The 24,795-nt window shown below is 47.6% G+C and carries 23 protein-coding genes, 1 tRNA gene and 1 riboswitch; of the genes, 16 read left to right on the top strand and 8 right to left on the bottom strand.

All coding sequences use genetic code 11. The annotated features are described in order from the left end of the window. Positions 1–99: 99 nt before the first annotated feature. Positions 100–1,824, top strand: coding sequence for an aldehyde ferredoxin oxidoreductase family protein (locus ACOBQJ_RS02775; RefSeq protein WP_421070201.1), 1,725 nt, complete (start codon positions 100–102; stop codon positions 1,822–1,824). Positions 1,825–1,881: 57 nt separating this feature from the next. Here the strand turns inward: ACOBQJ_RS02775 and ACOBQJ_RS02780 are convergent, their stop codons facing one another. Beyond that, positions 1,882–2,184, bottom strand: coding sequence for a cupin domain-containing protein (locus tag ACOBQJ_RS02780; RefSeq protein ID WP_421070202.1), 303 nt, complete (start codon positions 2,182–2,184; stop codon positions 1,882–1,884). A gap of 354 nt (positions 2,185–2,538) precedes the next feature. Between ACOBQJ_RS02780 and ACOBQJ_RS02785 the strand changes: the two genes are divergently transcribed. Next, a complete protein-coding gene (locus tag ACOBQJ_RS02785) occupies positions 2,539–3,495 on the top strand; it encodes a cation diffusion facilitator family transporter (protein WP_421070203.1) in 957 nt (318 codons plus the stop codon). A 2-nt stretch (positions 3,496–3,497) separates the two neighbouring features. Here the strand turns inward: ACOBQJ_RS02785 and ACOBQJ_RS02790 are convergent, their stop codons facing one another. After that, on the bottom strand, positions 3,498–4,703 hold the full coding sequence (locus tag ACOBQJ_RS02790; RefSeq protein WP_421070204.1) for a L,D-transpeptidase family protein: 1,206 nt from the start codon (positions 4,701–4,703) through the stop codon (positions 3,498–3,500). A gap of 447 nt (positions 4,704–5,150) precedes the next feature. Between ACOBQJ_RS02790 and ACOBQJ_RS02795 the strand changes: the two genes are divergently transcribed. The 10 genes from ACOBQJ_RS02795 (at position 5,151) to ACOBQJ_RS02840 (ending at position 17,519) form a co-directional block, all read left to right on the top strand. Continuing rightward, the gene (locus tag ACOBQJ_RS02795; protein WP_421070205.1) at positions 5,151–6,998 is read left to right on the top strand and encodes a cobalamin-dependent protein; all 1,848 of its coding nucleotides are present in this window, start codon (positions 5,151–5,153) and stop codon (positions 6,996–6,998) included. Between the two features lie 30 nt (positions 6,999–7,028). Beyond that, positions 7,029–8,636: a response regulator gene (locus tag ACOBQJ_RS02800; protein WP_421070206.1), complete on the top strand. Its 1,608-nt coding sequence runs from the start codon at positions 7,029–7,031 to the stop codon at positions 8,634–8,636. Continuing rightward, positions 8,626–9,276 (top strand): DUF1638 domain-containing protein, encoded by a 651-nt coding sequence (locus ACOBQJ_RS02805; RefSeq protein WP_421070207.1) that lies wholly within the window; start codon positions 8,626–8,628, stop codon positions 9,274–9,276. The genes ACOBQJ_RS02800 and ACOBQJ_RS02805 overlap by 11 nt, the downstream gene beginning before the upstream one ends. A gap of 238 nt (positions 9,277–9,514) precedes the next feature. Further along, positions 9,515–11,914: a glycyl radical protein gene (locus ACOBQJ_RS02810; RefSeq protein ID WP_421070208.1), complete on the top strand. Its 2,400-nt coding sequence runs from the start codon at positions 9,515–9,517 to the stop codon at positions 11,912–11,914. A gap of 157 nt (positions 11,915–12,071) precedes the next feature. After that, complete coding sequence (locus tag ACOBQJ_RS02815; RefSeq protein WP_421070209.1) at positions 12,072–13,028, top strand: glycyl-radical enzyme activating protein; 957 nt, start codon at positions 12,072–12,074, stop codon at positions 13,026–13,028. A gap of 44 nt (positions 13,029–13,072) precedes the next feature. Beyond that, a complete protein-coding gene (locus tag ACOBQJ_RS02820) occupies positions 13,073–13,663 on the top strand; it encodes a hypothetical protein (RefSeq protein ID WP_421070210.1) in 591 nt (196 codons plus the stop codon). Positions 13,664–13,959: 296 nt separating this feature from the next. Then, complete coding sequence (locus ACOBQJ_RS02825; RefSeq protein ID WP_421070211.1) at positions 13,960–14,976, top strand: uroporphyrinogen decarboxylase family protein; 1,017 nt, start codon at positions 13,960–13,962, stop codon at positions 14,974–14,976. Between the two features lie 72 nt (positions 14,977–15,048). Further along, positions 15,049–16,899: an ASKHA domain-containing protein gene (locus ACOBQJ_RS02830; protein WP_421070212.1), complete on the top strand. Its 1,851-nt coding sequence runs from the start codon at positions 15,049–15,051 to the stop codon at positions 16,897–16,899. 99 nt (positions 16,900–16,998) lie between these two features. Beyond that, a tRNA-Thr gene (locus ACOBQJ_RS02835) sits at positions 16,999–17,073 on the top strand. 170 nt (positions 17,074–17,243) lie between these two features. Beyond that, complete coding sequence (locus tag ACOBQJ_RS02840; RefSeq protein WP_421070213.1) at positions 17,244–17,519, top strand: hypothetical protein; 276 nt, start codon at positions 17,244–17,246, stop codon at positions 17,517–17,519. A 41-nt stretch (positions 17,520–17,560) separates the two neighbouring features. Here ACOBQJ_RS02840 and ACOBQJ_RS02845 read toward each other — a convergent pair whose 3' ends face one another. The 6 genes from ACOBQJ_RS02845 to ACOBQJ_RS02870 form a co-directional block, all read right to left on the bottom strand. After that, entirely contained in the window at positions 17,561–19,741 is a 2,181-nt protein-coding gene (locus tag ACOBQJ_RS02845) for a PAS domain S-box protein (protein WP_421070214.1), read from the bottom strand. A 261-nt stretch (positions 19,742–20,002) separates the two neighbouring features. After that, positions 20,003–20,173 carry a YgaP-like transmembrane domain gene (locus ACOBQJ_RS02850; RefSeq protein WP_421070215.1) on the bottom strand — a complete coding sequence of 57 codons (171 nt, stop codon included), beginning with the start codon at positions 20,171–20,173 and terminating at the stop codon, positions 20,003–20,005. Positions 20,174–20,307: 134 nt separating this feature from the next. Next, positions 20,308–20,856 (bottom strand): hypothetical protein, encoded by a 549-nt coding sequence (locus ACOBQJ_RS02855; protein ID WP_421070216.1) that lies wholly within the window; start codon positions 20,854–20,856, stop codon positions 20,308–20,310. A 27-nt stretch (positions 20,857–20,883) separates the two neighbouring features. Further along, the gene (locus ACOBQJ_RS02860) at positions 20,884–21,252 is read right to left on the bottom strand and encodes a response regulator (protein ID WP_421070217.1); all 369 of its coding nucleotides are present in this window, start codon (positions 21,250–21,252) and stop codon (positions 20,884–20,886) included. A 53-nt stretch (positions 21,253–21,305) separates the two neighbouring features. Further along, the gene (locus ACOBQJ_RS02865; RefSeq protein WP_421070218.1) at positions 21,306–21,500 is read right to left on the bottom strand and encodes a hypothetical protein; all 195 of its coding nucleotides are present in this window, start codon (positions 21,498–21,500) and stop codon (positions 21,306–21,308) included. A 14-nt stretch (positions 21,501–21,514) separates the two neighbouring features. Continuing rightward, entirely contained in the window at positions 21,515–21,784 is a 270-nt protein-coding gene (locus tag ACOBQJ_RS02870; RefSeq protein WP_421070219.1) for a hypothetical protein, read from the bottom strand. A 185-nt stretch (positions 21,785–21,969) separates the two neighbouring features. On the opposite strand from ACOBQJ_RS02870, the gene ACOBQJ_RS02875 reads away from it, so the two are divergent. The 4 genes from ACOBQJ_RS02875 (at position 21,970) to ACOBQJ_RS02890 (ending at position 24,732) form a co-directional block, all read left to right on the top strand. After that, on the top strand, positions 21,970–22,416 hold the full coding sequence (locus tag ACOBQJ_RS02875) for a ribonuclease HI family protein (protein WP_421070220.1): 447 nt from the start codon (positions 21,970–21,972) through the stop codon (positions 22,414–22,416). Between the two features lie 33 nt (positions 22,417–22,449). Next, on the top strand, positions 22,450–22,836 hold the full coding sequence (locus ACOBQJ_RS02880) for a zinc ribbon domain-containing protein (RefSeq protein WP_421070221.1): 387 nt from the start codon (positions 22,450–22,452) through the stop codon (positions 22,834–22,836). Between the two features lie 108 nt (positions 22,837–22,944). Continuing rightward, a riboswitch (cyclic di-AMP (ydaO/yuaA leader) is annotated at positions 22,945–23,181 on the top strand. Next, positions 23,182–24,024: a cell wall hydrolase gene (locus ACOBQJ_RS02885; protein ID WP_421070222.1), complete on the top strand. Its 843-nt coding sequence runs from the start codon at positions 23,182–23,184 to the stop codon at positions 24,022–24,024. Positions 24,025–24,159: 135 nt separating this feature from the next. Continuing rightward, a complete protein-coding gene (locus ACOBQJ_RS02890; RefSeq protein ID WP_421070223.1) occupies positions 24,160–24,732 on the top strand; it encodes a 5' nucleotidase, NT5C type in 573 nt (190 codons plus the stop codon). The last annotated feature ends 63 nt before the right edge of the window (positions 24,733–24,795 follow it).

Genomic DNA, 24,795 nt, shown 5'->3' on the forward strand with positions numbered 1-24,795 from the left:
CGAGAGGGTATGACGAGCAATTGCCATACCTGCCGGCGCGCAAAGGAAGAGGGTGTCCTCTTCCTTTTTTTATGTTTTCAAATAAAGGAGGGGTTTAAAATGAAGTTCATCCGCGTGGACATGACAGCGAAAAAAGTCAAGGTTGAGGAAGTTCCCGAGAAATACGCGGGATTAGGAGGCCGCGGTCTCACCTCCATGATTGTGGCAGATGAAGTAAAGCCGACCTGCCACCCTTTAGGGAAGAACAACAAAATCGTTTTTGCCCCGGGCCTGCTCAGCGGCACTTCCGCGCCTAATTCCGGGCGTATCTCAGTGGGCGCCAAAAGCCCCCTGACCGGAGGGATCAAAGAAAGCAACGCCGGCGGTTCATTCTCACAGAAGCTGGCCAGGCTCGGCGTTAAGGCGCTTGTTATTGAAGGTATGCCGGATGAAGACAATCTCTATGTGATCAATGTGAATGCGAGTGGCGTTACTATAGAAGAGGCGCCCCGGGAAATCATAGGCAAAGGAAATTACGAGGCGATTAAGGGCCTCAGTTCCAAATACGGCGAGAAGGTGGGCATCGCCATAGCGGGCCCGGCAGGAGAAATGAGGCTGGCCGCGGCCAATATCTCCATCAAGGACCCTGACGGAAACATACGCAGCGCCGGACGCGGCGGCCTTGGCGCGGTGCTGGGCTCCAAAAAAGTGAAAGCTGTTGTTGTGGACGATAACGGTGCTCCAGGCGTGCCTATCGCGGATGCGGATGCCTTTAACACCGCTGCCAAAAGGTTTGCCAAAGCCCTGCTGGACCACCCGGTTACCGGGCAGGGCCTGCCCGCGTACGGCACTGATATTTTAGTGAACATCCTGAATGAAGCCGGAGGTCTGCCCACGCAGAATTTCCGCCGCGGGCGCAACGAGTGGGCCAACGATATCGGCGGCGAAACAATGGCCGCCACAATTAAAGAGCGCGGCGGCAAGCCTACTCACAACTGCCATACAGGTTGTGTTATCCGCTGCTCCCAGCAGTATTACGATAAGGCGGGCCAATATCTTACCAGCGGCTTTGAATATGAAACTATCTGGAGCCTTGGGGCTGACGCGTGCATAAAAAACCTGGACGATATCGCTTATATTGACCGTGCCATGGATAACGCCGGTATCGACAGCATCGAAACAGGCGCTACCATCGCTGTGGCGATGGACGCCGGCGTCATACCGTGGGGTGACGGCAAAGCGGCGCTTGACCTGGTTGAGCAGATCGGCAAAGGGACCCCGCTGGGCAGGATTATCGGCAGCGGCGCCGCGGTTACCGGCAAAGTCTTCGGCTTGACCAGGGTGCCTGTTGTGAAGAACCAGGCCATCCCCGCCTATGACCCGCGCGCGGTTAAAGGAGTCGGCCTGACCTACGCCACATCGCCTATGGGCGCAGACCATACCGCGGGTTATGCTGTGGCTACCAACATCCTTAAAGTAGGTGGGTTTGTTGAGCCTTTAAAGAAAGAAGGCCAGGTGGAGCTGTCCCGCAACCTGCAGATAGCGACTGCCGCCGTGGACAGCACAGGCATGTGCCTGTTTATAGCATTCGCTATACTTGATATTCCTGATGGATTCAACGCCCTGATCGACATGATTAACGCTCAGTACGGCCTGTCTCTTACCGCGGACGACGTTACCGCCCTCGGCCAGGCTATCCTGAAAGCGGAGCGCGGTTTTAACGAAAAGGCGGGATTCACCAGGGCCCATGACCGCCTGCCGGAGTATTTCCAAGAGGAGTGCCCGCCCCACAATACCACCTGGGATTTCACGGATGAGGAAATTGACGAGGTGTTTAATTTCTAAAGCGTATGCGGCATTAAAAAAGCTGGGAGAATTTCATAACCCAGCTTTTTTTTGTGCTTATATCAATACCAGGCACATCACAGACGAGGGGCTTTCGCATAGGACTTCGGAGCTATGGTGAACGCCCGGAGGTATGAGCACTATATCTCCGGGACCGACTTCCTGGACATGGCCGTCAACTTTGAAACTCATCTTCCCCGACCTGACTATAATAAGGTGCGTTTCGTCGTGTGTATGCCGTTCTCTCAACAGGCCGGGCGGATGTGTGGACAGTATCGCCAGGTATTTTCCGATAGAGATTGACCCAACCTTATCATCCTGCGAGGTGATAAAGCGAGCGGTCTGACTGGGTTTAGCCATTGAATACGCGCTCCTTTCTAACATAAATTTCCTGATATTGCTTTGTAAAAGTATATGATGCTGATCGCAATAATATATTTAAGAAATTTTTTTAGCATGATAAAGAATTACACATTTGCCCGATAAAGATTTAGTACCGGGGGAAAATAAAATCACGGTATTTTAGTTGAATAAGGGCTGAAAATTCTTTTGTAAGCGCAAGCCGTTACCAGGGTGAGAGAACTTGTCCATTTTACATTTCTTTGTTAATATGTATTTTGTTAATGCAATCACGAAGCTCCCGGGCTGCCGGCTGAACTAAGAATGCTTGCTCAAGCGGCAGGGCGCTTTTGGGTTTTACACAGGAGGTAAATTATGGCTCACAACAGTGAATCAGCAATAAAGGCCGCCCTGGTGGCCAACGGGCTGATTGCCGCTATGAAGCTGGTCTCGGCAATCTTGAGCGGCAGCGCTTCGATGATGGCTGAATTTAAACACTCACTGGGTGACTGGGCAAACGGCTTTTTTCTATTAATCGGGATCAAGCAGGCAGACCGGCCCAGTGATGACCGCTACCAGTTCGGCCACGGCAAGCGAGTCTTTTTCTGGAGCTTTATAGCAAGCCTGGGCATGCTGTTTATTGGGGGAGCGCTTTCTATTTACGGGGGCGTGCTCAAGATCATGCACCCGGAACACATCGGGCACGTGCAGCTTAACCTGATCGTGATAACGCTCAGTATTTTGTTTGAGTGCTATTCTTTTTCCATGGCCGTGCGGGCGATTGTGCATGAGACCGGGATAGAGGCGCGAGGGTTAAAAACGATTTTCAGTGTTGTCCCCGTCCTGGCCAGGTCCACCCCGGCCACCCGGTTTATTTTCCTGGAGGACACGGCCGCGCTGTTCGGGTTGGTAGTAGCGGGCGCGGCAATCCTGATCGTCCATTACACGGGTAACATTGTTTTTGACGGGGTTGCCTCTATAATTATAGGTATTTTGCTGTTCTTTATCGGTTTTGGCACCGCCAAGGAAAACGCCTCGGCGATCCTGGGCGAATCCGCCGACTCCGGACTGATCAGAGAAATTGGTGATTTTGTAATGACCATCCCCGGAATTATCGATATACACAATGTCCGCTCAATGTGTGTGGGGCCGAACAGCTACCTGCTGGAGATGGTCGTGGAAGCAGACGAGAGGATAAACCTGGTTGATTGCGACGACATCGGCTTTTGTGTCAAGAAGATGGTAAAAGAAAAATTTAATGAAATTTCATACGCCCATATCTCTGTTATTGCTGATGACAGAGAAAGACAGTGGGACAAGTGTGAAATATAATATCATGCCATTTTGAATGACAGCTGGACCGGCGGCAGGACCCGGACGGCAATACGGGCCTTTTTTTTACTCGAAATTTTTAAAGTGCGGGCGTCGTAGTCCAACTCAGCGTCAAAGCCGAGCACATCCTGCAGAAAAGCCAGGCTGACAAAAGAGGCCCCGTCACGGGCAAAGATATGTGCCTTCTGGTCCAAAACAGTATTGTCAAGCCGGGCGGCAGAGCCGTTCAGCGGTATCGACAACAGCCTTCCTCCCGTTTTAATCTCAACAGATTCAGTGTCTTTATTCCAGCCTGCCGACGCGCCGGCAGCGGCGCATAACGGCCTCAGCGGGAGCAGCAGGTTTTCGCCGTCGCTGAGCGGTGTCAGGGACTCTGGTAAATCTATCGTTTTCCCGTTAATCAATACGTTAAGGTGATATTTAACCAGCATGCCCCCATATGGATCGACGGGGGCTTTTATATTCAGCACCCTGTTGTCCTCACCCAGGAAATCAGCTCCAAAAAAATTCTTCAGGTAGTAATCAGGGATGTATATAGTGTTTTCAAGCAGTAAGGGGGCGTCACCGGTTTGAACGGTCACGTTATTGGCAGTGACCTTTTTGCTCCCTATTGTAAGCTGCACCTCCCGGTCTATATTGGCAGCGAGGAGGGAATTGGTACTGCCGTCCCAGGTCAGCCGGCAGCCGAGTGCCGCAGACAGGGGCCGCAGGGGCAGGTAGGTTACTTCTCCCGCCTGTACCGGGCCCAGGTGCCTGGCAAATTCCTGCTCCACGCCGTTAACGGCTACATGGTCATATTTTTTTAAAGACAACAGGTCCTGCCCGCTGCTGATAATCTGGACTTCCGTGCCGACCGAAACACGATCATAAAGCCAGAGGATGTCCTCATTGTGCATCCTGATGCAGCCGGATGAGGCGTGAGTCCCAATAGAATAAAGGTTGTTGTTGCCGTGCACACCGTAGCTGCTGCCGGCGGTGCCCAGGGCGTTCAGCCCCAGCCAGCGCGGGCCGAGCGGGTTTTCTGGAACGCCGCCCGGTATCAGCGGCCCGCCGTCAGGATGCCGCCACGAGGGGTAGACAAGCTTGTTTACCACCTGCCAGTTCCCCTCCGGCGTATAGTGCGGCAGGCGGCCGGTAGCGACAGGAAATACGTCGAGGAGAAAGCCGTCCTCGAAAAACGCCAGCTGGTTGGTGCTCTTGTTAATCAATAATCTGTAATCAGTGAGAGCAAGCTGCGGGAAGAAAAGTATAAACAGTAAGCCCAATGTTAACGCGGCAAGATAAATTTTAACCTTAAAAATATAAATCACCCCCGGCGTTGGTTCATTCTTCAGGACATACTATGAACAACCGGGGGATATTAGAATAATTAATTCCGGATCTAATTTATCAGATATAATTTCAACTCAACCAATAGTAAAAATTCACGACAATCCCGTGTTTCTTCCGACCAGGCAAAGATGTCAGGTTAGTTTGCTGTTGTCACAGTTTATCTGTATAATTGACTTACTAGTGATTATATATAAAATTGCTTTAACCTCAGCATAAAATGAAATCCTTTGCACGGGAATTCATACTTCTATTACCTGAACCGTTGACTCCTTTTTTTTTCGCATTTGAGACAGTCATAATCCTAAAGGAGGATAATAACCGGCATGCAATATGATGAAGCAATTATCCAGTCTATATTAAAAGGTAAACTGGATGACGTGCAGAGTTCCATCCTTAAAGCCCTCGGAGACGGCCACAGCCCTGAAGATCTCCTCAATAATGTCCTCCTGCCGGCTATGGAAACAGTATCCAAAAATTTTTCCGGACATTCGTTTTTTGTTGCAGACGTGTTGATCTCAGCCCGGGCCATCCAGTGGGGGATCGATATCTTAAAACCTATGTTTCGCCAGCCGTTGGAGGAGGAACAAGAGGTAATCGTGCTGGGCACTGTCGAGGGAGACATACACGATATAGGTAAAAATTTATTAGCCTTAATGTTAAGAGGGTCCGGTTTCAGGGTCATTGACCTTGGGGTTGATGTATCCCATGAGCGGTTTGTTGAGGCAATCCAGCAGTATAAACCCAGAGTCGTGGGGATTTCTGCGCTTCTTACGGTAACCATGGTCCGCATGGCCGAAACAGTAAACGTTATAAAAGAAGCAGGTCTGCGCGACAAGGTGCTGATAGCTGTAGGGGGGAGTCCTGTAACCGAGGATTTCGCCAAGGAAATTGGCGCTGACTATTATTTTTCGGATGCTTCCACGGCCGCCCGGGTTCTCTCCAAAGATATAAAAGAACTCAGTGTCCGTCAATCTCTCAACCCCACAACATTTACATTGGGCGCATGGCTGGACAGTGAGGAATTGCAGCAGGTGAGCAGAAATTTTACTGAAGCGACAGGCCTGCGCGTCGTTTTTTTAGATGAAAAAAATCAACATATCGGGCCGCCTGAACTGATGGATGAATTTTTGGAGCACTGTACTGGTTGTATACGGCCAAATAAAGAGAATATTTTAAACCAGCTTAAAAAAACGCCATTACTAAACAGGACCTCACCCTCAGACGAACCGTTCGCTTATTTTTGCCCCGCCGGCCTGGTGGAAATAACCACTTCCCTTTTCCATGAGAACCAGCGGGTAGGCAGTATTCTCTGCGGGCACTTTTACCTGGCGAAAGATCCGGATGAGCAACCCTGGCACCTTCACCATTACGGCATAAAGGTTTTCGATAAAGAACAGGTAGAGTCCACCCGGGGACTCCTTAAACTTTTGGCTGACTATGTTATTAAAATGGCTTACTCTAATCAGAAAGAGATTAAGGTCAGGGAACAACAGCTTTTTTTGGCGCATGCCTTAAAAGCCAAGGTGGAATTGGAGAAAGCCCTCAGAAAAGCGGAACTGCTTGCTTTGCAATCCCAGGTCAACCCGCACTTCCTCTTCAACACCCTTAATACCATTGCGCGACTGGCTTTTTTAGAAGGAGCGGAAATGACAGAAAAGACGGTACACAGTCTCGCCCGTGTCCTTCGCTATAATCTGCGTCGGATTAAAGAGGCCTTAACCATAGAAGAAGAAATGAAAACAATAAAAGATTACCTGTTTATACAGCAGACACGTTTTGCCGGCAGGCTGGAGGTAAACATTGACGTGCAGGACGGGATTCTGGGGGCCAGGGTTCCCTGCCTTGCTCTGCAGCCAATTGTTGAAAACGCGATTGTACACGGAATTGAGCCGTCTACAGTAAAAGGCCAGATCTCTGTGCGCGGCTATGATAAGGACGGCGGAATTGTTTTCGAGGTGGAGGACAATGGTATCGGCATGAGTCAGGATGAAATAGACCGGATTTTCAACCTCGAGAACCTGCCCAGCGGCAAGGGACATACCACCGGGATCGGTCTTAACAATATTCAAAAGCGTATGCAGGCCTTTTTCAGGGTAAACTGCGCCCTGGAGATAAAAAGCACTGTCGGCAAAGGATGTAAGGTGCAGCTCTACTTTCCGAAAATTCATTGAACCTCTTATCTGCCATAATTTTTACACGGGGTGATTTTCATAATAAAGATAGTCATAGCGGAAGACGAAAGCATAGAACGTATGTATATCAGGAGGTTGCTTAACCGGTACTTTCCTGCTGTCGAACAGGTCGCGGAAGCTGAAAGCGGTCCTGCGGCGCTAAATTTAATCAACACTATTAAACCCGACCTTTGCCTCATGGATATTCGCATGCCCGGCATGGACGGCTTAAAAGTTATTGAAGAGATACGGGAGAACGGGCCGGATACCAGGTTCATCATTATTTCGGCGCATGATGAATTTCATTACGCCCAGAAAGCCGTACAGCTGGGAGCCAGCGCCTACCTGCTCAAACCTGTGGAATCGAAGTTGTTGGTACAGGTTATCGGGCAGGTTATCGAAGAGATTGAACGCGAAAACAATAAAATTCTTGAGCAAAAACGAATTACAGAATTACTGGAAAATACTATCCCGGCCCTGCGGTTGAATTTTTTCTCCGAAATTTTAAAAGGCAGCAAAGAATCACCGGAAGTTCTTCTGGAAAGAGCCCGCGTGCTTGGCATTGAGCGCTTTCCTAATGGTGTTTTATGCGCCAGTGTAAATATTCTCGACAGTGGCCGAGAGGAAGTAAGGATCCAGCGTATTCTTGGCGAAATATACCACCTTGTTAAACTGCGGTTAGGCGCGCATGATATATTGCTGACCCATGCCGGCGGACTCGAATTTGCTGTTCTGGTATGGATTGATCCCGCGGAAAAAAACCCTGCTTTAAAAATGTTAAATGTTGCTGAAAGCTTGAGGACGGTTACTGAGAAGACCGGATGGGCACACCTGACCATCGGTGTCGGTAAAATATGCTCCGGACCCGCTGAACTATACCATTCATACCGGCAGGCTAAAAAAGCCAATAACCACCGGCTGACCCTTGGAAATAACCAGGTTATCCCATACAGCAAAATAGCCGGAATAAAATTAGAAAGCTGCTATCCCAAACACCTGGAGAAGGAACTTTTGGCCAGGATTGAGTTGGGAGATATAAGTAACGTAACCGGTATTATGGATGCTATTGTAAGTGAGGTTGGGCGAGGCGGAGATCCCGACCAGATGCGAAATCATTTAATCGAGCTGTTGGTGGTCGCTTCCAGGGCTTCCCGTATTCCCCTCGGCGCCCGCTGGTGGCATGCACTGGAGCAATACCAGACGAATAACCTTTTAGGCGCCTGGGTCAGACAAAATATTATATCGATGGCCGCCGCGGTTGCCAAACGCAAAGAACAGCATAATAACAGTATTATCTGTAATATACAGCGGTATATTAATGACTTCTATTACCTTGATCTTAACCTGGAAGCTGTGGCCGGCAAGTTTTTTCTCAGCCCGAGTTATCTTAGCCGTATTTTTAAAATTGAAACTGGGATGAATTTTGTTGACTATGTGACCCAGGTGAGAATGCGCGCGGCGGAACAACTCCTTAATAAACCGGATGAATCAATTGCCGGTATTGCGAAAAAGGCGGGTTACCACGACATCAAGTATTTTACACGCGTATTTAAAAAACACAAAGGAATTACACCCGGTGAATACCGCAAGTCACTTATTAAATTAAACACCTGTGAAGAGGCGTGTAATGATAATTAGACGGAATGATCAAATCTGCCTGGCCTGCTCATCGCTGAAAGAGGAGATCGATAAACTGGCCCCGGATTACTTGGAAACAAAATTTTATCCCATCGGGTTACATGAATCGCCGTCTTACTTAAACAAAGCCCTCATGCAGGTAATTTTACGCGAAGGCCGTGGCCGCGATGTGATTTTGGCTTACGGTCTTTGTTCCAGGTCTACTGTAGGTTTATTCAACCCGGGGGGGAAACTGGTCCTGCCCAGGTTTCATGACTGCATCCGGCTGCTGCGGCAGACGGGCCGGGACGCGGCGGGCAGCTATTTCCTCTCCCCGAGTTGGGTCCGTTACGGGCGCACGCCCTTACAGGAGCGAAGCGAATTAATCGCCAAGCACGGCCCGCAAACCGGCGCCTGGATCTTTGACTCCATGTACCGTCACTATAAGCAGATTATATATATAGACACCATGGGCGCCGGGGAAGATACCAGGAAGACCATAGAGCTGGCGCGTGAAACCGCTGGCGGCCTGGGATGGGATTTTGCAGTGGAACCGGGTGCGACGGACCGTCTGGAGCGTTTGTTGACAGGCAGTTGGGATTCCTCTGAATTTTTGGTTTTACCGCCGGGACAAAAAGTGGAGGCGAACATGTTTCTTTAAATAGACAAAATTATTAACCCGGGTAAAAATATTCACCCTCGTGCCGGATGGTAGCATCCGGCACTTTTTTATTTTGACAAGGAAAACCCCGCAATCATAAAACGTTAGAATTCTTTTGACCGGCTACCGATTCTAGAATGTAAGAAAAGCACTACGTTTAAGAAAGGCAGGTGCAATTCAGCGGCGGCACGGCAATTTGGCAAAACAAAATTGTAAAAACGAGAGGAGATGGATCTTTGTGAACGGTATTACGGAAAGAGTACACAGGCTGCAGGAGAGGTATTTAGCTACGCCTCCGGCCATAGATGCAGAGCGTGCAGTAATAATTACCAGGTCTTACCAGGAAACAGAAGGTGAGCCGATGGTAATCAGAAGGGCCAAAGCCCTTAAAAAATTGTTAAATGAAATGACTATTTGGATTGCCGATGATGAGCTCGTAATCGGCAACCAGGCCAAAGTGGCGAGGTCCGCGCCGATTTTTCCCGAGTTCTCTTACAACTGGATAATTGAAGAGATGGAAAATGAACCTTTTGAAAAAAGAGACGCAGACAGGTTTTTAATTGATGAAGAGACCAAAGAAACAATCAGAGGTCTTTTTGATTACTGGGATGGGAAAAAACTCAACGATATCATTCTGAGGATGCTGCCCGAAGAATCTAAAAAAGCCATTGAAAATTCAGGAGTATATACCTTTGGTATTCCGGAAGTCGCGATCTCGGGCGTAGGACATTACAGCCCGAATTATAAAACCATTTTGGAAAAAGGTTTTTCAGGAGTTAAAAATGACGCGTTGGAGCAGTTGAAGCAGCTTGGCATACCCAGGGACGGCAGGGACATAGAAAAATATCATTTCTGGAATGCCATTATCATGGTATGTGATGCCGCAGCCGGTTTTGCTAAAAGGTATGCGAAGATGGCCCGGGAAATGGCAGCTGGGGAAAAAGACGCAAATAGAAAAACTGAACTGCTGCAGATTGCCGGGAACTGTGACTGGGTCCCTGAAAACCCGGCCAGGACGTTTTGGGAAGCATGCCAGTCGTTCTGGTTTTTACAGCTGCTGCTCCAGCTTGAATCCAGCGGTCACTCCGTATCACCAGGAAGGTTCGACCAGTACATGTATCCCTATTATGCCAAGGATGTCAAAGAGGGACTGATAACAAAAGAATACGCCCAGGAATTAATTGAGTGCCTGTGGATTAAGCTTTCGGAAATCAATAAAATACGTCCCATCGGCGCCACAAAGGCCTTCGGCGGCTACCCCATGTTCCAGAACCTCTGTGTGGGCGGCCAGACCCGGGACGGCCGGGATGCAACCAACGAACTCTCTTATATCTGCCTGGATGCGTCCATGAACGTCAAACTGCACCAGCCCTCCATTTCGGTTAGAATCTGGAACGGGACACCGGAACAGTTATGGTTCAAGGCAATAGAAGTTAAGAAGCAGGGCCTGGGCATGCCGGCATTCTATAATGATGAGGTAATCATTCCGGCATTATTAAACAGGGCCAAAGAGTTAGCGGATGTGCGCGATTATGCCATTGTGGGATGTGTAGAGCCGGGGTGCCAGGGCTATGAATACGGGTGGTCCGGCGGTACCGGCGACGCGCCGTTTTTCAGTTTGCCCGCTTGTTTGGAACTGGCCATCAACAATGGGGTCAATCTGTTGACCGGCGTGCAGGCAGGTCCTGCCACGGGAGACCTGGCAAGCTTCACTTCCTTTGAGGAGGTTAAGGAAGCTTATGTCAAGCAGACCCAGTACTTTGTAGATCATTTTGCTGTAATCACAAATGTTGTTGACCTGGCCCATATGCAGCTGGTCCCGCTGCCGATCCTGTCCTGCGCCATGGAACCTTGTGTGGAGCGCGGTGTTGATGTAAGCGCAGGCGGCACAAAATATAATTCCACGGGTACCGCGGGAGTGGGCGTCAGCAACGTGGCTGATGCGCTTTCAGCAATTAAGAAATTTGTGTTTGATGATCAGAAATACAGCGGCGCTGAACTCTTGAGCGCGTTGAAGTCAAATTGGGAAGGTAAAGAAGCTCTGCGCAGCGAGATTATTGCGGGTACCCCCAGCTACGGCAACGACGACTCTTACGCCGATGAGCTGGCCAGGTGGGCGGCAGGCGTTTATTGCAAACAAACTGAGGAGTGTACCGGGCCGAGGGGGCCATACAGCCCCGGACTCTATCCCGTATCTGCCAACATCCCCATGGGCTACGGGCGGGGCGCCTCTTTAGATGGGAGAAAGGCCGGAGAATCACTGGCTGACGGAATTTCTCCCATGCACGGCAAGGATAAAAACGGCCCGACGGCTACACTCAATTCCGCTGCCGCAGTGGACCACCTGATTAACTCCAACGGAACCCTGCTGAATCTAAAGTTCCACCCGAGCGCGGTGGAAGGTGATAACGGCACCAGGAATTTGATGTCGGCAATCAAGACTTTCTTTGATAATAAGGGATTGCATTTACAATTCAACGTCGTGAGCTCAAAAACACTTAGGGACGCCCAGAAAAACCCGAATAAATACAGGGGCTTAGTGGTGCGGGTAGCGGGTTACAGTGCTCTCTTCGTTGGACTGGACCCGGCGCTCCAGGAGGATATCATTGAAAGAACGGAAATTACTGAACTGGCCTAGGTAAGATAAGGTGAGGCCAAGTACTGCGGCCGGCTCTTTCTAAAGCGCTCAGGGCAGCAGCCAGCAGTACACCCCAGGCTCATAGCCCGGGTGTGCTGCTGGCCTCCATCTTTCTTGTTTTTGTCGGAGCATACCTGAAAATTCGGGAGGCCTTTTAATGGAAAACGTACGAACAGGAAAAATCTTCGATATCCAGAGATACACGGTGCATGACGGCCCCGGGATCAGAACAGAGGTTTTCTTAAAGGGGTGCCCCCTTGCGTGTTTGTGGTGCCACAGCCCGGATTCACAGGCATTTGAAGACGAAATAGCGTGGTTTGAAATAAAATGTATTGGTTTGGACAACTGTGGAAAGTGCCTGGAAGTTTGTCCAACCGGAGCTTTGGCAAAAGGCCGTAAATTTTATTCAAAATTTGAAAAGAAAGAAATCCAAGTTATTGATCTTAATAGAGACAAATGCGATAAATGCGGGCTATGCGCCGGGGTTTGTCCACCCAAAGCGTTATACCTTACCGGGAGAGATATCAGTGTTGATGAAGTCATGAAAATAATAGACAAGGACAGGTTATTTTACCGGCGCTCAGGCGGAGGGGTTACGGTATCCGGTGGGGAACCCATGGCGCAGTACAAGTTTGTCAAAGCGCTATTAAAGGAATGCAAAAACAGGGGATTGCATGTGTGCCTTGATACGAGCGGCTACGCCGAATGGGAGCATTACAGGGAAGTCCTGGAATATGTAGATCTTGTTCTATATGACTTAAAGCATATGGATACCCTGCAATCACAGAAATTAACCGGCGTTCCAAATGAATTAATCCTGGAAAATGCCAGGAAAATGGCGGCAGAAGGGGTCGCCCTACAAATCAGGATACCTGTCATTCCAGGCTATAACGATTCAGAAGAAAATATCCGGGCCACAAGTGAATATTGCGCCAAGCTGGGTCCTTCTGTTAAGCTTGTCCAGATCCTTCCATACCACCGGTTGGGCTCCGCTAAATATGAACGGCTGGGTAAAAAATATAAATTGGAGGAGCTTAAACCACCCGGCAAGGAACATATGAAGCACTGCAAGAATATTATTGAATCTTACGGGCTTAAGGTGATAATAGGCTAAAATGAAAATGTTTTTTTCAGTAAATTTTAAAGGAGGTCATTTGCTTGGCGGATACTGATATTAAGATTGCCGACGCCGGAGCTGCCGGCTGGATAGCTAATTCTATAGTGTGCCTTATGGCCTGGGCCTATTTATGCGGGTTTGTGGACAGCAAAGCGCTCCTTCCCATGGCGCTGGTGTCTTTTGGCTGTACTATTTCCTACCTGGGAGCGGGTATCAGCCTGATTAAACTGGGAAATGTAGTGGGAGGGGTCACCTGGTTGTATTTTGCTTCGTTTTTCGGCTTTGCCAACGGTTTAACCTATGCTTTAAATTACTTTGCGCCAATATACAACTGGGTAATTGACCCGCGCATCCTTGGATACGAGTGGGCAACCCTGGGCGTCATGCTGATTTTTACCACTCCGGTATTTCTTAAATATTCCCCAGCCGCCGGGACGATAGCTCTCATTGGAGCAGATATCGGTGTTTGTGCCCTGGCCCTGGTTTACCTGGGTTACGCCAGCAAGTTTATGGTCTTGACCAGTGCCTGGGGGCTTTTTATAACCGGAATTTTTGGTATCATTATGGCTGGCGGCTTAATCCTGGAAGGCGCCGGTATTAAATTTCCCATGGGCAGAGTTTTGTTAAAATAAAAGAAAATAAGAAAATGTCATAGCTAAATAAATCGATGAGATCTCACTAATTTGTAAAAAGTCTAACAAAGGTGAGATCTCATTTCTTGCTGCGCGCAACAATTTAGTTTAGCTTAGACAACAGGATGATATTTTATTTTTTGTATAGGTTAACAAGTGAGAGAGAAAAATTTTTTTTAAAGGATGAATCTTTATGGTTTTCAACAAACATAACGAGATTATAAAGAATGGTGTTGCCGGTGTTATAATTATTTAAGGTTTAAAATATTACTGTTTTAAGCTATGGAGTGTTGAATTTGGAATTAACACCGCGGGAACGGGTACTTACAGCCTTATTGGGCAAAGGTGAACCTGACAGAGTCCCCTGGTTGGAGCATGATGTGCAAATCAATTTTCAGCTAAGGATCATGGGCCGTTCGAGTTTTACACCTGCTGAGCTTGCTGATAGTCTGGGGCTGGATGGGTTTGGCTTTTCTTACCCTTGCGGTGTTAATTTCGATTTCTATCCTCCCATGATGGCTAAAAAAGAATCATTTAACGGTGTGGAAATGGTGGGCCAGGGGCTTCTCACAAGCAATGAGAGGCTGCAGGATATTATCCTGCCGGACCCGGATCAGCCCGCGGTTTATAAACGGGTACGGGAGTGGCTAAATGCCTATAAGGGTGATTATGCTGTTTACGCCAGAATACGCCTGGGTATCGCGCCTACTTATCTGGGTATGGGCCTGGAGAGGTTCTCATATAACCTGGTAGACAACCCTGACTTCATACATGAAGTGGCTGACCTGTACGCAAACTGGACAGCGAGAGTACTCGAACATATCAATGAATTGGATTTCGATTTCTACTGGGTTACCGACGATCTGGCCTGTAACACAGGTCCTCTGTTTTCCCCCCGGGTATTACAGGAATTCTTCCTGCCCCATGTTCTAAAAGTAATAAAAGCAATGAATAAACCGTGGGTTTATCACAGTGACGGCAATGTTGAACCTTTTTTACCCATACTTTTACCCCTGGGATTTCAAGGTTTGCATCCTATAGACCCTACCGGTATGGATATTGTGAAAACTAAACAGAAATATGGCGACAGAATCTGTCTGCTTGGCAATATTGACCTGCGACACACTTTAACACGCGGAAGTCTGGAAGATGTGAAAAAAGAAGTTATGAACAGGATCAGCCAAGTGGCTCCGGGCGGCCGTTATATTATATCCAGCGCCAACAGTCTTACAGATTATTGCAAACCGCAAAATGTCCTGGCTATGGGCCAGTATATAAAAGAATATGGTAAGTATCCTATAAGGTTAGAGTGAAGACAACCGAAAAACGTTTCCAATCAAGGCTGGTTTTTATGCCGGAGACTTAGTCTGAAGGGGATGGCAAAGGTGTCATCAGGCAGGGTTTTATTCAAGCCCCAGGAGAAAGAAGTAGAGGTTCCCGCAGGGACGAGTATATTGCAAGCGGCTGCCCTCGCGGGAATTCCAGTTGAAGGGAATTGTGGGGGTAAAGGCTCTTGCGGTAAATGCAAGGTTAAAATTTTAAACGGTAATACGCTGAGAAAGGCGTCTGCTGAGAATAACCTGCTTTCATCTGACGAGTTGGCCCAGGGGTGGGTATTGGCATGCCGGCATAATGTGAAGGAAGATGTCGTGGTCGAGACATGGGGCCAAAATGAAAATTCCCTGAGTAAAACCGATATAAGATGGCGAAGCTCCAAATTAAACGTTGATCCGTCCATAGCAAAATTCTACCTGTGTATGGAATCACCCACTTTAGAGGACCGGACGCCAGACCTGGAGCGTTTGATTAACTGTATTCCCCAAAGAGATAATATTGTGGTTGGACGCAGGATTCTGGCCACCCTGCCGCAGGTTTTAAGGGAATCAGGTTTTCAGGTTACGGCGGTCCTGGCCGGTGACACTATCGTGACGGTGGAACCCGGCAACACCACCGGGCGCATGTACGGTATAGCCCTTGATATTGGAACAACAACACTGGCAGGTTACCTGCTAGACCTGGATAGTGGGGAAGTCCTGGCTGTTTCCGTGTCGTCCAATCCCCAGTCCGTTTACGGCGCTGACATAATCTCACGGATCTACCATGCCGCAAATAATTATGATGGTTTAATACAATTACAAGACCTTGTACTGGGGGCCGTTAACAGTATAATATCCTGCCTGCTTCAGGAAACAGACGTTAATAAAGAGGAAATATACGAGTTAGTGGTGGTGGGGAATACAACCATGAGCCACCTGTTCCTGGGCATAGACCCCGCTAACCTGGCCCCCGCGCCTTTCATCCCAGCCTTTAACCGTGCCGTGGAACTTCCCTCATCCGAATTGGGACTGGACCTGCTGCCTGAAAGCAGGGTGCTGGTTTTGCCTAATATTGCCGGTTTTGTGGGCTCTGACACCGTCGGCATGATGTTGGCAGCCCGCATTGACCAGAGGGAGGGCACCTGTCTGGCGGTTGACATTGGAACTAACGGTGAAGTGGTGTTGGCTTCCAGGGGCAGGGTCCTGATATGCTCTTCAGCAGCCGGTCCCGCCTTTGAGGGTTCCCATATCAGGCACGGTATGCGGGCGGTTGATGGAGCGATAGAATCTGTTGTTATCAGTAATGACGTTCGCCTGGGAACCATTGGCGGCCTTCCTCCCCGGGGAATCTGTGGATCCGGCCTGATTGACGCCGTGGCCGAGATGCTGAAGGCCGGCATAATTGATGAGACCGGCCGCTTTACAGATCCTGAAAAAGACAGGTGCAAACTGAACCTGCTGCTTCAGAACAGGTTGGTAAAAAAAGATGACTGCACTGAATTTATACTTGCGCCGCGTGATATTTCAGGTACAGGCTATGATATTGTCATTACACAAAGGGATATAAAAGAATTGCAACTGGCCAAGGCGGCAATTCATGCCGGCATCCAGGTATTACTGCGGGAAATGGGGCTTGACGCGGAAAATATAACGGAAATCCTTCTGGCCGGTGCTTTTGGCAACCATGTCAGAAAAGACAGCGCGCTGGCCATCGGGCTATTACCCCCGGTTTCCCTCCACCGCATTTTACCAATAGGCAATGCCGCCGGGGAAGGAGCCGTGCTCTCCCTGCTTTCCAGGACTGAAAGAAAACGGGCTCTGGCTTTATGCCAAAAGGCTGAACATGTAGATTTATCTGCAAGAGCTGATTTTTATGAAAGGTTTATTGACGCGCTCAGATTTCCTTTCCCACCATCTTGATAACCGGGGGTTTTTTGACTATTAAGGACAGCGGGTTAATTGACTTTTCAGACCTGGTAAGGTAAAATAAACAGTGCTTTTTCATATCATATATAACTGGCCGATGTGGCTCAGGGGTAGAGCAGCGCACTCGTAATGCGCAGGCCGGGGGTTCGAATCCCCCCATCGGCTCCAGGAATATCAAGGCCTCCGGGGATTGACCCCGGGGGTTATTCTGCTAAATGGGGATAATTTGAGAATATCATATTGTGTCGCTGCTGTCATGATTTTGGTAAAGGACAAACCATCTTTCTGTCGAAGTATTAGGGAAATATTTGAAGGGGGCGTAAAAAATAAACGAAAGAATGGCTGAAATAGCACGATTGGTGACCGATAGTAAACTTAGCAATCAGGAAATTCTTATTTTTGTAGGAGAGGTAGATCAAGGCACAAGGGATAAAGTCAGCCTCGAGATTGATCTGATGGTAAAAGAACGCAAATTGCCAATTGGTGAAGCTTTTCCTCTAGTAAGAGATGGCTTTAACCAAATTGCCATGGACAACAATATGGATCAGGCAGTTTTATTTTGGATTTATATGGATTGGTTAAACAAGCAAGTAATAAGAGTAAAAATAAGATAAAAAATAGCGTTGAGGTCTCCGGGATAATATCCGTAGATTTTTTATGTTTTACTAACACACTTAAACTTTACGTAAAAAGTTGTTCCACCCGCGCCTGTTTTAATCTCGATTGCGGCATTATGCCTGGCGGCGATGCTGTAACATACTGCCAGCCCCAGGCCCGTGCCGGATTCCTTTGTTGTAAAAAACGGTGTCCCCAGTTTTTCAAGCACATCAGGTTCAATTCCCTTGCCCTGGTCATGTACCGCCAGTATTACCTCATCACCTTCTTTATATGTCCTTAATAACAAGGTGCTGTCAGGCGGCATTGCATCCAGCCCGTTGCGGGTGAGGTTATGCACTACTTGATGAATTTCCTTTTTGTCAAGAAGCAGGTCGGGTATGTCCCCTAAATCCAGGTAAATCTTTTTATTATGCTTCAGGGCTTCAGCTTCAATGAGCGGGATTATGGATTTTAATATACTGTTGAGGTTAGCTTTCTTTAATTCCACTGCCTTGTTTTTAGCCAGGGAAAGAAACTCCGTGATTATTAAATTCGTCCTTTCCAGTTCATCTATCATTAATTCCAGGTACATTTTGTCCTGGACATACCTGTCTTTTCCATTTAACAGCTGCAGGAAGCCCTTTACGGTGGTCAGCGGGTTTCTGATCTCATGCGCTATTATAGCAGCCATTTCTCCTACAAGATTTAAACGGTCCAGGCGGGCCATCTCTTTTTCCATCTTTTTTATATCTGTGATGTCATTAAGAACACAAAGCACATACTGCTCACTGTCAAGGTAAAATGTCTCTAAAGATAAGAGCCCGGTTCTAAACTCACCAGACTTTCTGCGGAATGTTAGCTCGTAATTGCAGCATTTACCATGCTTTTGCACCTTCTGGAGAACTTCATTTATTGAATCTAAGTTAAACATATCAAGGTTTTTTATCGATTTGCCTATTATCTCTTCCCGTCTGTAACCGGTAAAGCTCTGGCAGTTTTCGTTTATATCATGGCAGCGCAGTTCCTTGAGCGCGAGGATAGTCATCAGGGCGGGGCTGGAATTGAATGCTTTAAAGAATTTTTCCTCGGATAAGCGCAGCTTCTCTTCCATATGTTTACGCTCAGTAATATCCACCATCAGTTCGAGCACAAGCAGAGTCCCGTCGATATCATGAAACGGGTAGTCGAAAACCTGGTAAGCGTCTCCTCCGGGGCTTACCCACTCAAATTCCACAGGTGTTCCGGTCTGATAAACAGCCTGAGTAGGACAATTACTGCAGGGCTGGCTCAGGTTGTTGAAAACTTCGTAACACAACCTCCCTTTAACCTCACCAAAACGTTTTCGGTAGTTGATGTTGGTAAAGTGTATGGAATAGTCCGGCGCGATGAGCAAAACAAAGGCAGGCAACCTTTCAAGCAGCGAGAAAAGCCTGTGCCTATCTGCTTTTAGAGTTTCTTCCGCCTGTTTTTGCTCGGTGATATCCCGTCCCACCGACTGGTATTCCACCAACAGGCCATGCTCATTATAAATTGCGCGGTCAGTCCACTGCTGCCACCTGACCGAATTGTCGGGCAGTACAACGCGGTGTTCGATGGTTGATACGGGATTTGCACGGCTCAATGAATCGATATGTTTTAAAAATTTTTTATGATCGGGTTTATAAATTGTCGGCAAGAATTTTTCCCCGATCAGATCATCACGGCTTTTACCATAATAACGGCAGTAGGCCTGATTAACAAAGGTGTGAGTGGTATCCGGCAGGAAGCGGCAGATCAATTCAACCTGGTCTTCCACTATGGCCTGGTAACGCCTTTCACTTAACTCCAAAGCGCGCTCATAATGTTTTCTGCTTGTTAAATCCCGTGAGACGCAGAAGAGGACATCCTGATTGTTCCACTGTCCGGGTGTCACTCTGGTCTCTACCGGGATGATACTTCCGTCCTTGGACATCAGGGGCAAGCTGCAAAGGCCCGGCTTGCCTGTGAACATTTCTGATATAATCCCTGCTGCTTCCTCTCTCCGTTCCGGGGGAGGTAAATCAGTCAGAGAAATGCCTTGGAGCTCTTCAAGAGAAAATCCGAGCCGGTTTTCCACCGCCTTATTTATTTGTAATATCTTTCCTTGAGTATTGGTAATGAACATTAAGTCGTCAATTGTGTTAAACAAAGTCTGAAAATTAACCACACATATATCCTGGCCCCTGGTATCTGTATTTATTTTGGGGTTGGAATCGCACATATGTTAATTCCTCCTTTGTTCCATAAAATCAGACGCATATCCTGAGTCTAAAATTAATTAAGATACTTATATGTATAACATAATTTATTAATTTTTGACATGATATGAAATATATCCTTTATTTTTTTGACAAATAGCGACACATATATTAACTTTTTTTCCTAAAATAATAAAAGCAGGCGAAAGACCTGCTCAGAAGGTATTGTTTTTTTCCCGTTTAAATCACTTCAGAGTTGACCAACCCATGAGATCATAAAGTATTCAATAGCCCAGAAACGATTCAACAAGATGAAAAAGAGCGAACAAAAAAGCCGCTAAAGTCCACCATCCCACTATTGCACCAATAAAAACGAGCCACAGCAAATACAGGCCAATACCTGCCCGGACCATCCTGTCAAAAGTCCCCAGGTTTTTTTTGTATGTCAAAATCAATGGACGACCCCTCCGAATGATTAGGATGCCATAGGAAACGGGTATTTATACAAAACAGCCTCTGTTTTAAGCAGAGGCTGATCGGGATTTTCTTATATTTTATTAGCAGGTTGAAATTCGTCGATTGTTTCTGGTCAACCGGCTGGATTTTCTGCAACTGACTGGCTCTGCCCGTCAACTTCTCCTTGTGAGGGGGCGGGAGGATATTCTTCTGTTGACTGCTCTTGCCCGTCATTTTCTTCCTGCGGACTGTCGGGAGAACTTTCTTCAACAGGCTGGCCTTGCCCCTCATTTTCTTCTTGCGAGCTGTCGGGAGAGCTTTCTTCAACAGGCTGGCCCTGCCCGTCGTTTTCTTCTTGTGAACTGTCAGTAGGAGTTTTCTCAACTGGTTGGTTCTGTTCAATATTCTCAACTTGTGATGTATTGCCGGGCCGTTCGTTTAATTCCCTGCGGAGTTCATAGATTTCTTTTTTGAGGTTTTGTATGTAACAAGCCACAAATATCAATATTACAGCCAGGCTAAACACGATCAGGAGCCTTCCCCACCGTGTCAGGGCGTGAAAGACATTTTTTATTCCGCTTTCGGGCTCTTCCGTTATCAGTTGTTTTTCTAATTCTGAAATAGTCAGACCCGAGAATTCCTGTTGGCTCATTTGGGTGTTATTATCAAAAAACTTTTTCATAATTACTAAAATACTACATATTTTTCCCTATCCCTGCAAAAGCGCCTTATCAATAGCTTTAAGCAGGCGCTCTTTTGTAAATGGCTTGATTACATAGTCAAACGCACCTGCCAGTAAAGCTTTTTTTACAATTTCTTTACTATGTATTGAGCTAATAACTACAACTCTTGCTTCGGGAAAACTGTGGATAATTTCTTTTATGGCCATTATTCCATCTAAACCGGGCATGGCAATATCCATCGTAACCAGGTCCGGTTTAAGCTGGCCGTATTTTTCCAGAGCCTCGCTGCCGCTGCTGGCCTCGCCCACAACATCATAACCATGTTTAATAAATATTTCCGTGAGCATGCTCCTGGCAAAGCTGCTGTCATCTACGATCAGGATCCGCTTATTCAAGATTTTCAACCTCTGCTGATAATATTTGAGATAACCTGTATGCGGTTTGCAGACTAATCTTTTTTATTGCATAGTTCCTGGCAGATATCGAAACTGGCTTTGATAGACTGCTGCAGTATTTCAATAGACAACCTTGTTAAAAGGTCCTCGCCTTTTTCAAAAGCCTCGCTCTGTTTGATAAAATTCAAGCGCTCGTACAGTTCTCTCGCATGTTTCAGGTAAATTTCATCTTGCAGGCTTTCTGACATTTTGATCACCTCGCTTATTTGATACGCCTGATTGCATCCCTTGGATTTAACGGTTTTTCAGGCTCTTCATTTGACATCGCCACGACTGCCAGGGTTAAAGCCACAGCTTCCCTAAAAGCCTCTCCCGCCATTGCCGCTGCCAGGGTGGCAATATGCTGTTCCGGCTCAAGGCCCATTTCGGCCAGTTTTTTCTGGTGGCTTAAGGCTGCTTGGGTCAGCCTCTCCATACGTCCCGGATAAACGATCTCTTCCAGGCTGTAAATAAGTTCTTTATAGTTTTCCAAATCGATTTTAATAATAGAATGACCCTCCCTAAATGTTCAGCTAATTAAAAATTCGACGTATAACGTGTTGAATCCTGTATTATCATTCCAAATTAGTAAAGTTGTAATCTGTTGGATATAAATATACGTATAAACTGGTAGTAAAAGTTTATATATGCTAAAATTAGTGCAGCGGGGTGTTGATTTTGAAAATTACAGTGAATGTAGACGGCGGCAGCCGGGGTAATCCCGGACCTGCGGCAGCCGCCATGGTTATTACCGATGAAGAAGGCAAAGTAATCGCGACCAAAAGCAAGTTCCTCGGACCGGGGCTGACTAATAATTTTGCGGAATGGAGCGCCCTGGAAGGAGCGGTCAACGCTTTGGTTTACCTGGCGGGCGAGCACGATGGACTGACTGCGGAGGTTCTGGCCGACAGCGAGCTTGTAGTCCGCCAATTTAACCGCCAGTATAAAATCAAAGAGCCAACCCTGCGGGAAATAGCCGAGAGGGTATGGGAAGACCTCGCCATCACACCCGGGCTTAAACTTACCGTGAGACACGTGCCCCGGGAGGAAAACAAGCTGGCGGACGCGGCAGTCAACCGGGAGCTGGACAGTTACATGACGTGGCTGGAACAGAACAAAGAATAGCTTTTATAAAAATAAACGGGGAGGTAGCAAACTGTGGATTTTCTGAAAAAGGTTAGTGAAGGCGCAAAGTCCCTGGGTGAGGGAGCCAAAACAATTGGGAAAAAATCCAGCGACCTGGTGGAATCCACCAAGCTGAAGTTTGAAATCTCAAAGCGGGAAAAAGAAGTGGAAAACAATATTTCCGCCCTGGGCAATCTCGTTTATCTGCAGTTTAAAGGCGAAAAGGAACATGAGGAAGAGATCCAAAGGCTGTTAAACACCACCAAGGAGTTGGAAGAAGAAATCGCCAGCCTCGAAGACCAGGTTGAAAAGCTGAACCCTAAACCACCCGCATGCCCCAAATGCAATACGGAACTGCCGCCTGCCGCCAAATTCTGCATGAATTGTGGCGAGAAAATAGCGGAAGAAGAACAAAACTAGAAGAGTAAAGTCTAAATAAAATAACCCCGCCGGGGGTTATTTTATTGTATTCAGGATACAACCTGTAAAATTTTGTGCTCTGGTCAAACTATGGAGATCCTTGTACAATTATACAAAAGGCCGAAACCCCGGTAAAACCGGGGAACGGGGGAAAAAAATTTTTGGGGTGAATCTATTTCGGTAGTCAGTAGTCAGTAGTCGGTAGTCAGATACAAGAAGGAAATCACTAAAGGTGATTTCCAACAAACAATCCGACTTCCTATGTCCGACGACCGACGACCGAAATTGTAGGGTGCCCTCAACCCGAACCCGTCAGCTAACCTCGGAGGCCAAGGGAGGGATTATATGACTTTGGTTACCCGTGTGTTTTTTTGCTTTTTTGTTTTGACGGGCGTTCTTTTTTTGCCCGCTCATGCCCTGGCAGCCGATACCCACACAGTTTTGCCGGGCGAGTGTCTCTATGATATAAGCGGCAGTTACGGAGTAGCTGTCAAGGACCTGATGGAGTCCAATGGTCTAAAGGACTACCTGATATTCCCCGGCCAGCAGCTAAACATTCCCGGCGGTCAGCCTGACGGCCAGGGTAAAGTCCCAGCTGGTAACATTGCCGGCAAGGCTGCTTATACCGTGCAGCCGGGAGACTCGCTCTACCTGATCGCCCAAAAACACGGTATGAATTTTCAGGACGTCATGACAGCCAACAACTTGGTCAGTACCGTTATTTACCCCGGCATGGTACTGTATCTGTCCGCTCCTTACAATAATTCCGGCACTGCGCCCCAGGCAGCGCCGCAGGTAAGCAGGGGAGGATTATTTAATCGGACAACGTCGGAGGAAGTCGACCTCCTGGCCAGGTTAATTACCGCTGAAGCAGATGGCGAACCATATGAGGGAAAAGTAGGAGTCGGGGCGGTAGTATTGAACCGGGTGGCAGCCCCTGGATTCCCTAAAACAATTCGAGACGTGATATACCAAAATGGGAATGGGATTTACCAGTTCGAGCCGGTGCAGAACGGGTGGATCAACCGGCCGGCCAGCAGCGATTCGATTAAAGCGGCAAAAGAAGCGATGGAGGGAGCTGACCCGACAAACGGGGCACTTTATTTCTTTGCCAACTATGCAAAAAGCAAGTGGCTGTGGTCCAGGCCGGTAAGCAAAACGATAGGAAATGCGATTTTTTCTTATTAACGATGACTTGATCTGAAATCAGCCCTGACGGGCTGTTTTTTTTTGCTGCCGTGTAAGGATCGCTGTTTAAAAGGGAATTCAGCCGGGCCAGGCGAATATACTGGTAGAGGATTTTAGGCGCAGCGGGGGAGTATAATGAAAATCGGCGTGGACATAGACGGGGTGCTGGCCAACAGCCTGCCGCTCTGGGTAAATGAACTGAATAAGTTTTTTAATAAAAACAAGCGGGTAGAGGATATACACCTTTATGAGATCCATAAGACCTACGAAATTACTGTTGATGACCTTGAATTATTTCTTGATCGCAAAGGACGCTTTTTAATGAGCGAACCGGATCCTGTAACCGGTTCTTCGTATTATCTCGGCAGGCTGAAACAGCTTTACGAAATCTGCATCATTTCGGCCAGGGATAAAAAGTATTATCAGGAAACACTTGACTGGCTTAATAAAAACAGCCTGCCGTATGACGACCTTTTGCTGCTCGGCAGCCATGAAAAAAAGGAATTCTGCCTGGAGAGAGATTTAAAAGTACTGGTCGAAGACACCCTTGAAATAGGCATCAAGGTAAGTGCAGCAGGAATCCCGGTGCTGCTTATGGACGCCCCGTATAACCGTGGGAAGCTGCCCGAGCTTGTCTACAGGAAACATTCGTGGGAGGAAATATACCGGGCGCTGGCGTCTGAACCACTTATTATTCCAAAAACTTGAAACAATAGTATCATGATTGATCCACTCGCCGGGCAGGCGGGTAATTAAAGACCTGGCTAAACA

The organism is Pelotomaculum propionicicum, from assembly GCF_048984525.1.
GTDB lineage: Bacteria > Bacillota > Desulfotomaculia > Desulfotomaculales > Pelotomaculaceae > Syntrophopropionicum > Syntrophopropionicum propionicicum_A.

What these genes read in the sequence shown, in the direction of transcription:
- ACOBQJ_RS02775 (WP_421070201.1), top strand. Translation starts at nt 100, where the DNA reads ATGAAGTTCATCCGCGTGGACATGACAGCGAAAAAAGTCAAGGTTGAG.
- ACOBQJ_RS02780 (WP_421070202.1), bottom strand. Translation starts at nt 2,184, where the DNA reads ATGGCTAAACCCAGTCAGACCGCTCGCTTTATCACCTCGCAGGATGAT.
- ACOBQJ_RS02785 (WP_421070203.1), top strand. Translation starts at nt 2,539, where the DNA reads ATGGCTCACAACAGTGAATCAGCAATAAAGGCCGCCCTGGTGGCCAAC.
- ACOBQJ_RS02795 (WP_421070205.1), top strand. Translation starts at nt 5,151, where the DNA reads ATGCAATATGATGAAGCAATTATCCAGTCTATATTAAAAGGTAAACTG.
- ACOBQJ_RS02805 (WP_421070207.1), top strand. Translation starts at nt 8,626, where the DNA reads ATGATAATTAGACGGAATGATCAAATCTGCCTGGCCTGCTCATCGCTG.
- ACOBQJ_RS02815 (WP_421070209.1), top strand. Translation starts at nt 12,072, where the DNA reads ATGGAAAACGTACGAACAGGAAAAATCTTCGATATCCAGAGATACACG.
- ACOBQJ_RS02840 (WP_421070213.1), top strand. Translation starts at nt 17,244, where the DNA reads ATGGCTGAAATAGCACGATTGGTGACCGATAGTAAACTTAGCAATCAG.
- ACOBQJ_RS02845 (WP_421070214.1), bottom strand. Translation starts at nt 19,741, where the DNA reads ATGTGCGATTCCAACCCCAAAATAAATACAGATACCAGGGGCCAGGAT.
- ACOBQJ_RS02855 (WP_421070216.1), bottom strand. Translation starts at nt 20,856, where the DNA reads ATGAAAAAGTTTTTTGATAATAACACCCAAATGAGCCAACAGGAATTC.
- ACOBQJ_RS02865 (WP_421070218.1), bottom strand. Translation starts at nt 21,500, where the DNA reads ATGTCAGAAAGCCTGCAAGATGAAATTTACCTGAAACATGCGAGAGAA.
- ACOBQJ_RS02885 (WP_421070222.1), top strand. Translation starts at nt 23,182, where the DNA reads ATGACTTTGGTTACCCGTGTGTTTTTTTGCTTTTTTGTTTTGACGGGC.
- ACOBQJ_RS02890 (WP_421070223.1), top strand. Translation starts at nt 24,160, where the DNA reads ATGAAAATCGGCGTGGACATAGACGGGGTGCTGGCCAACAGCCTGCCG.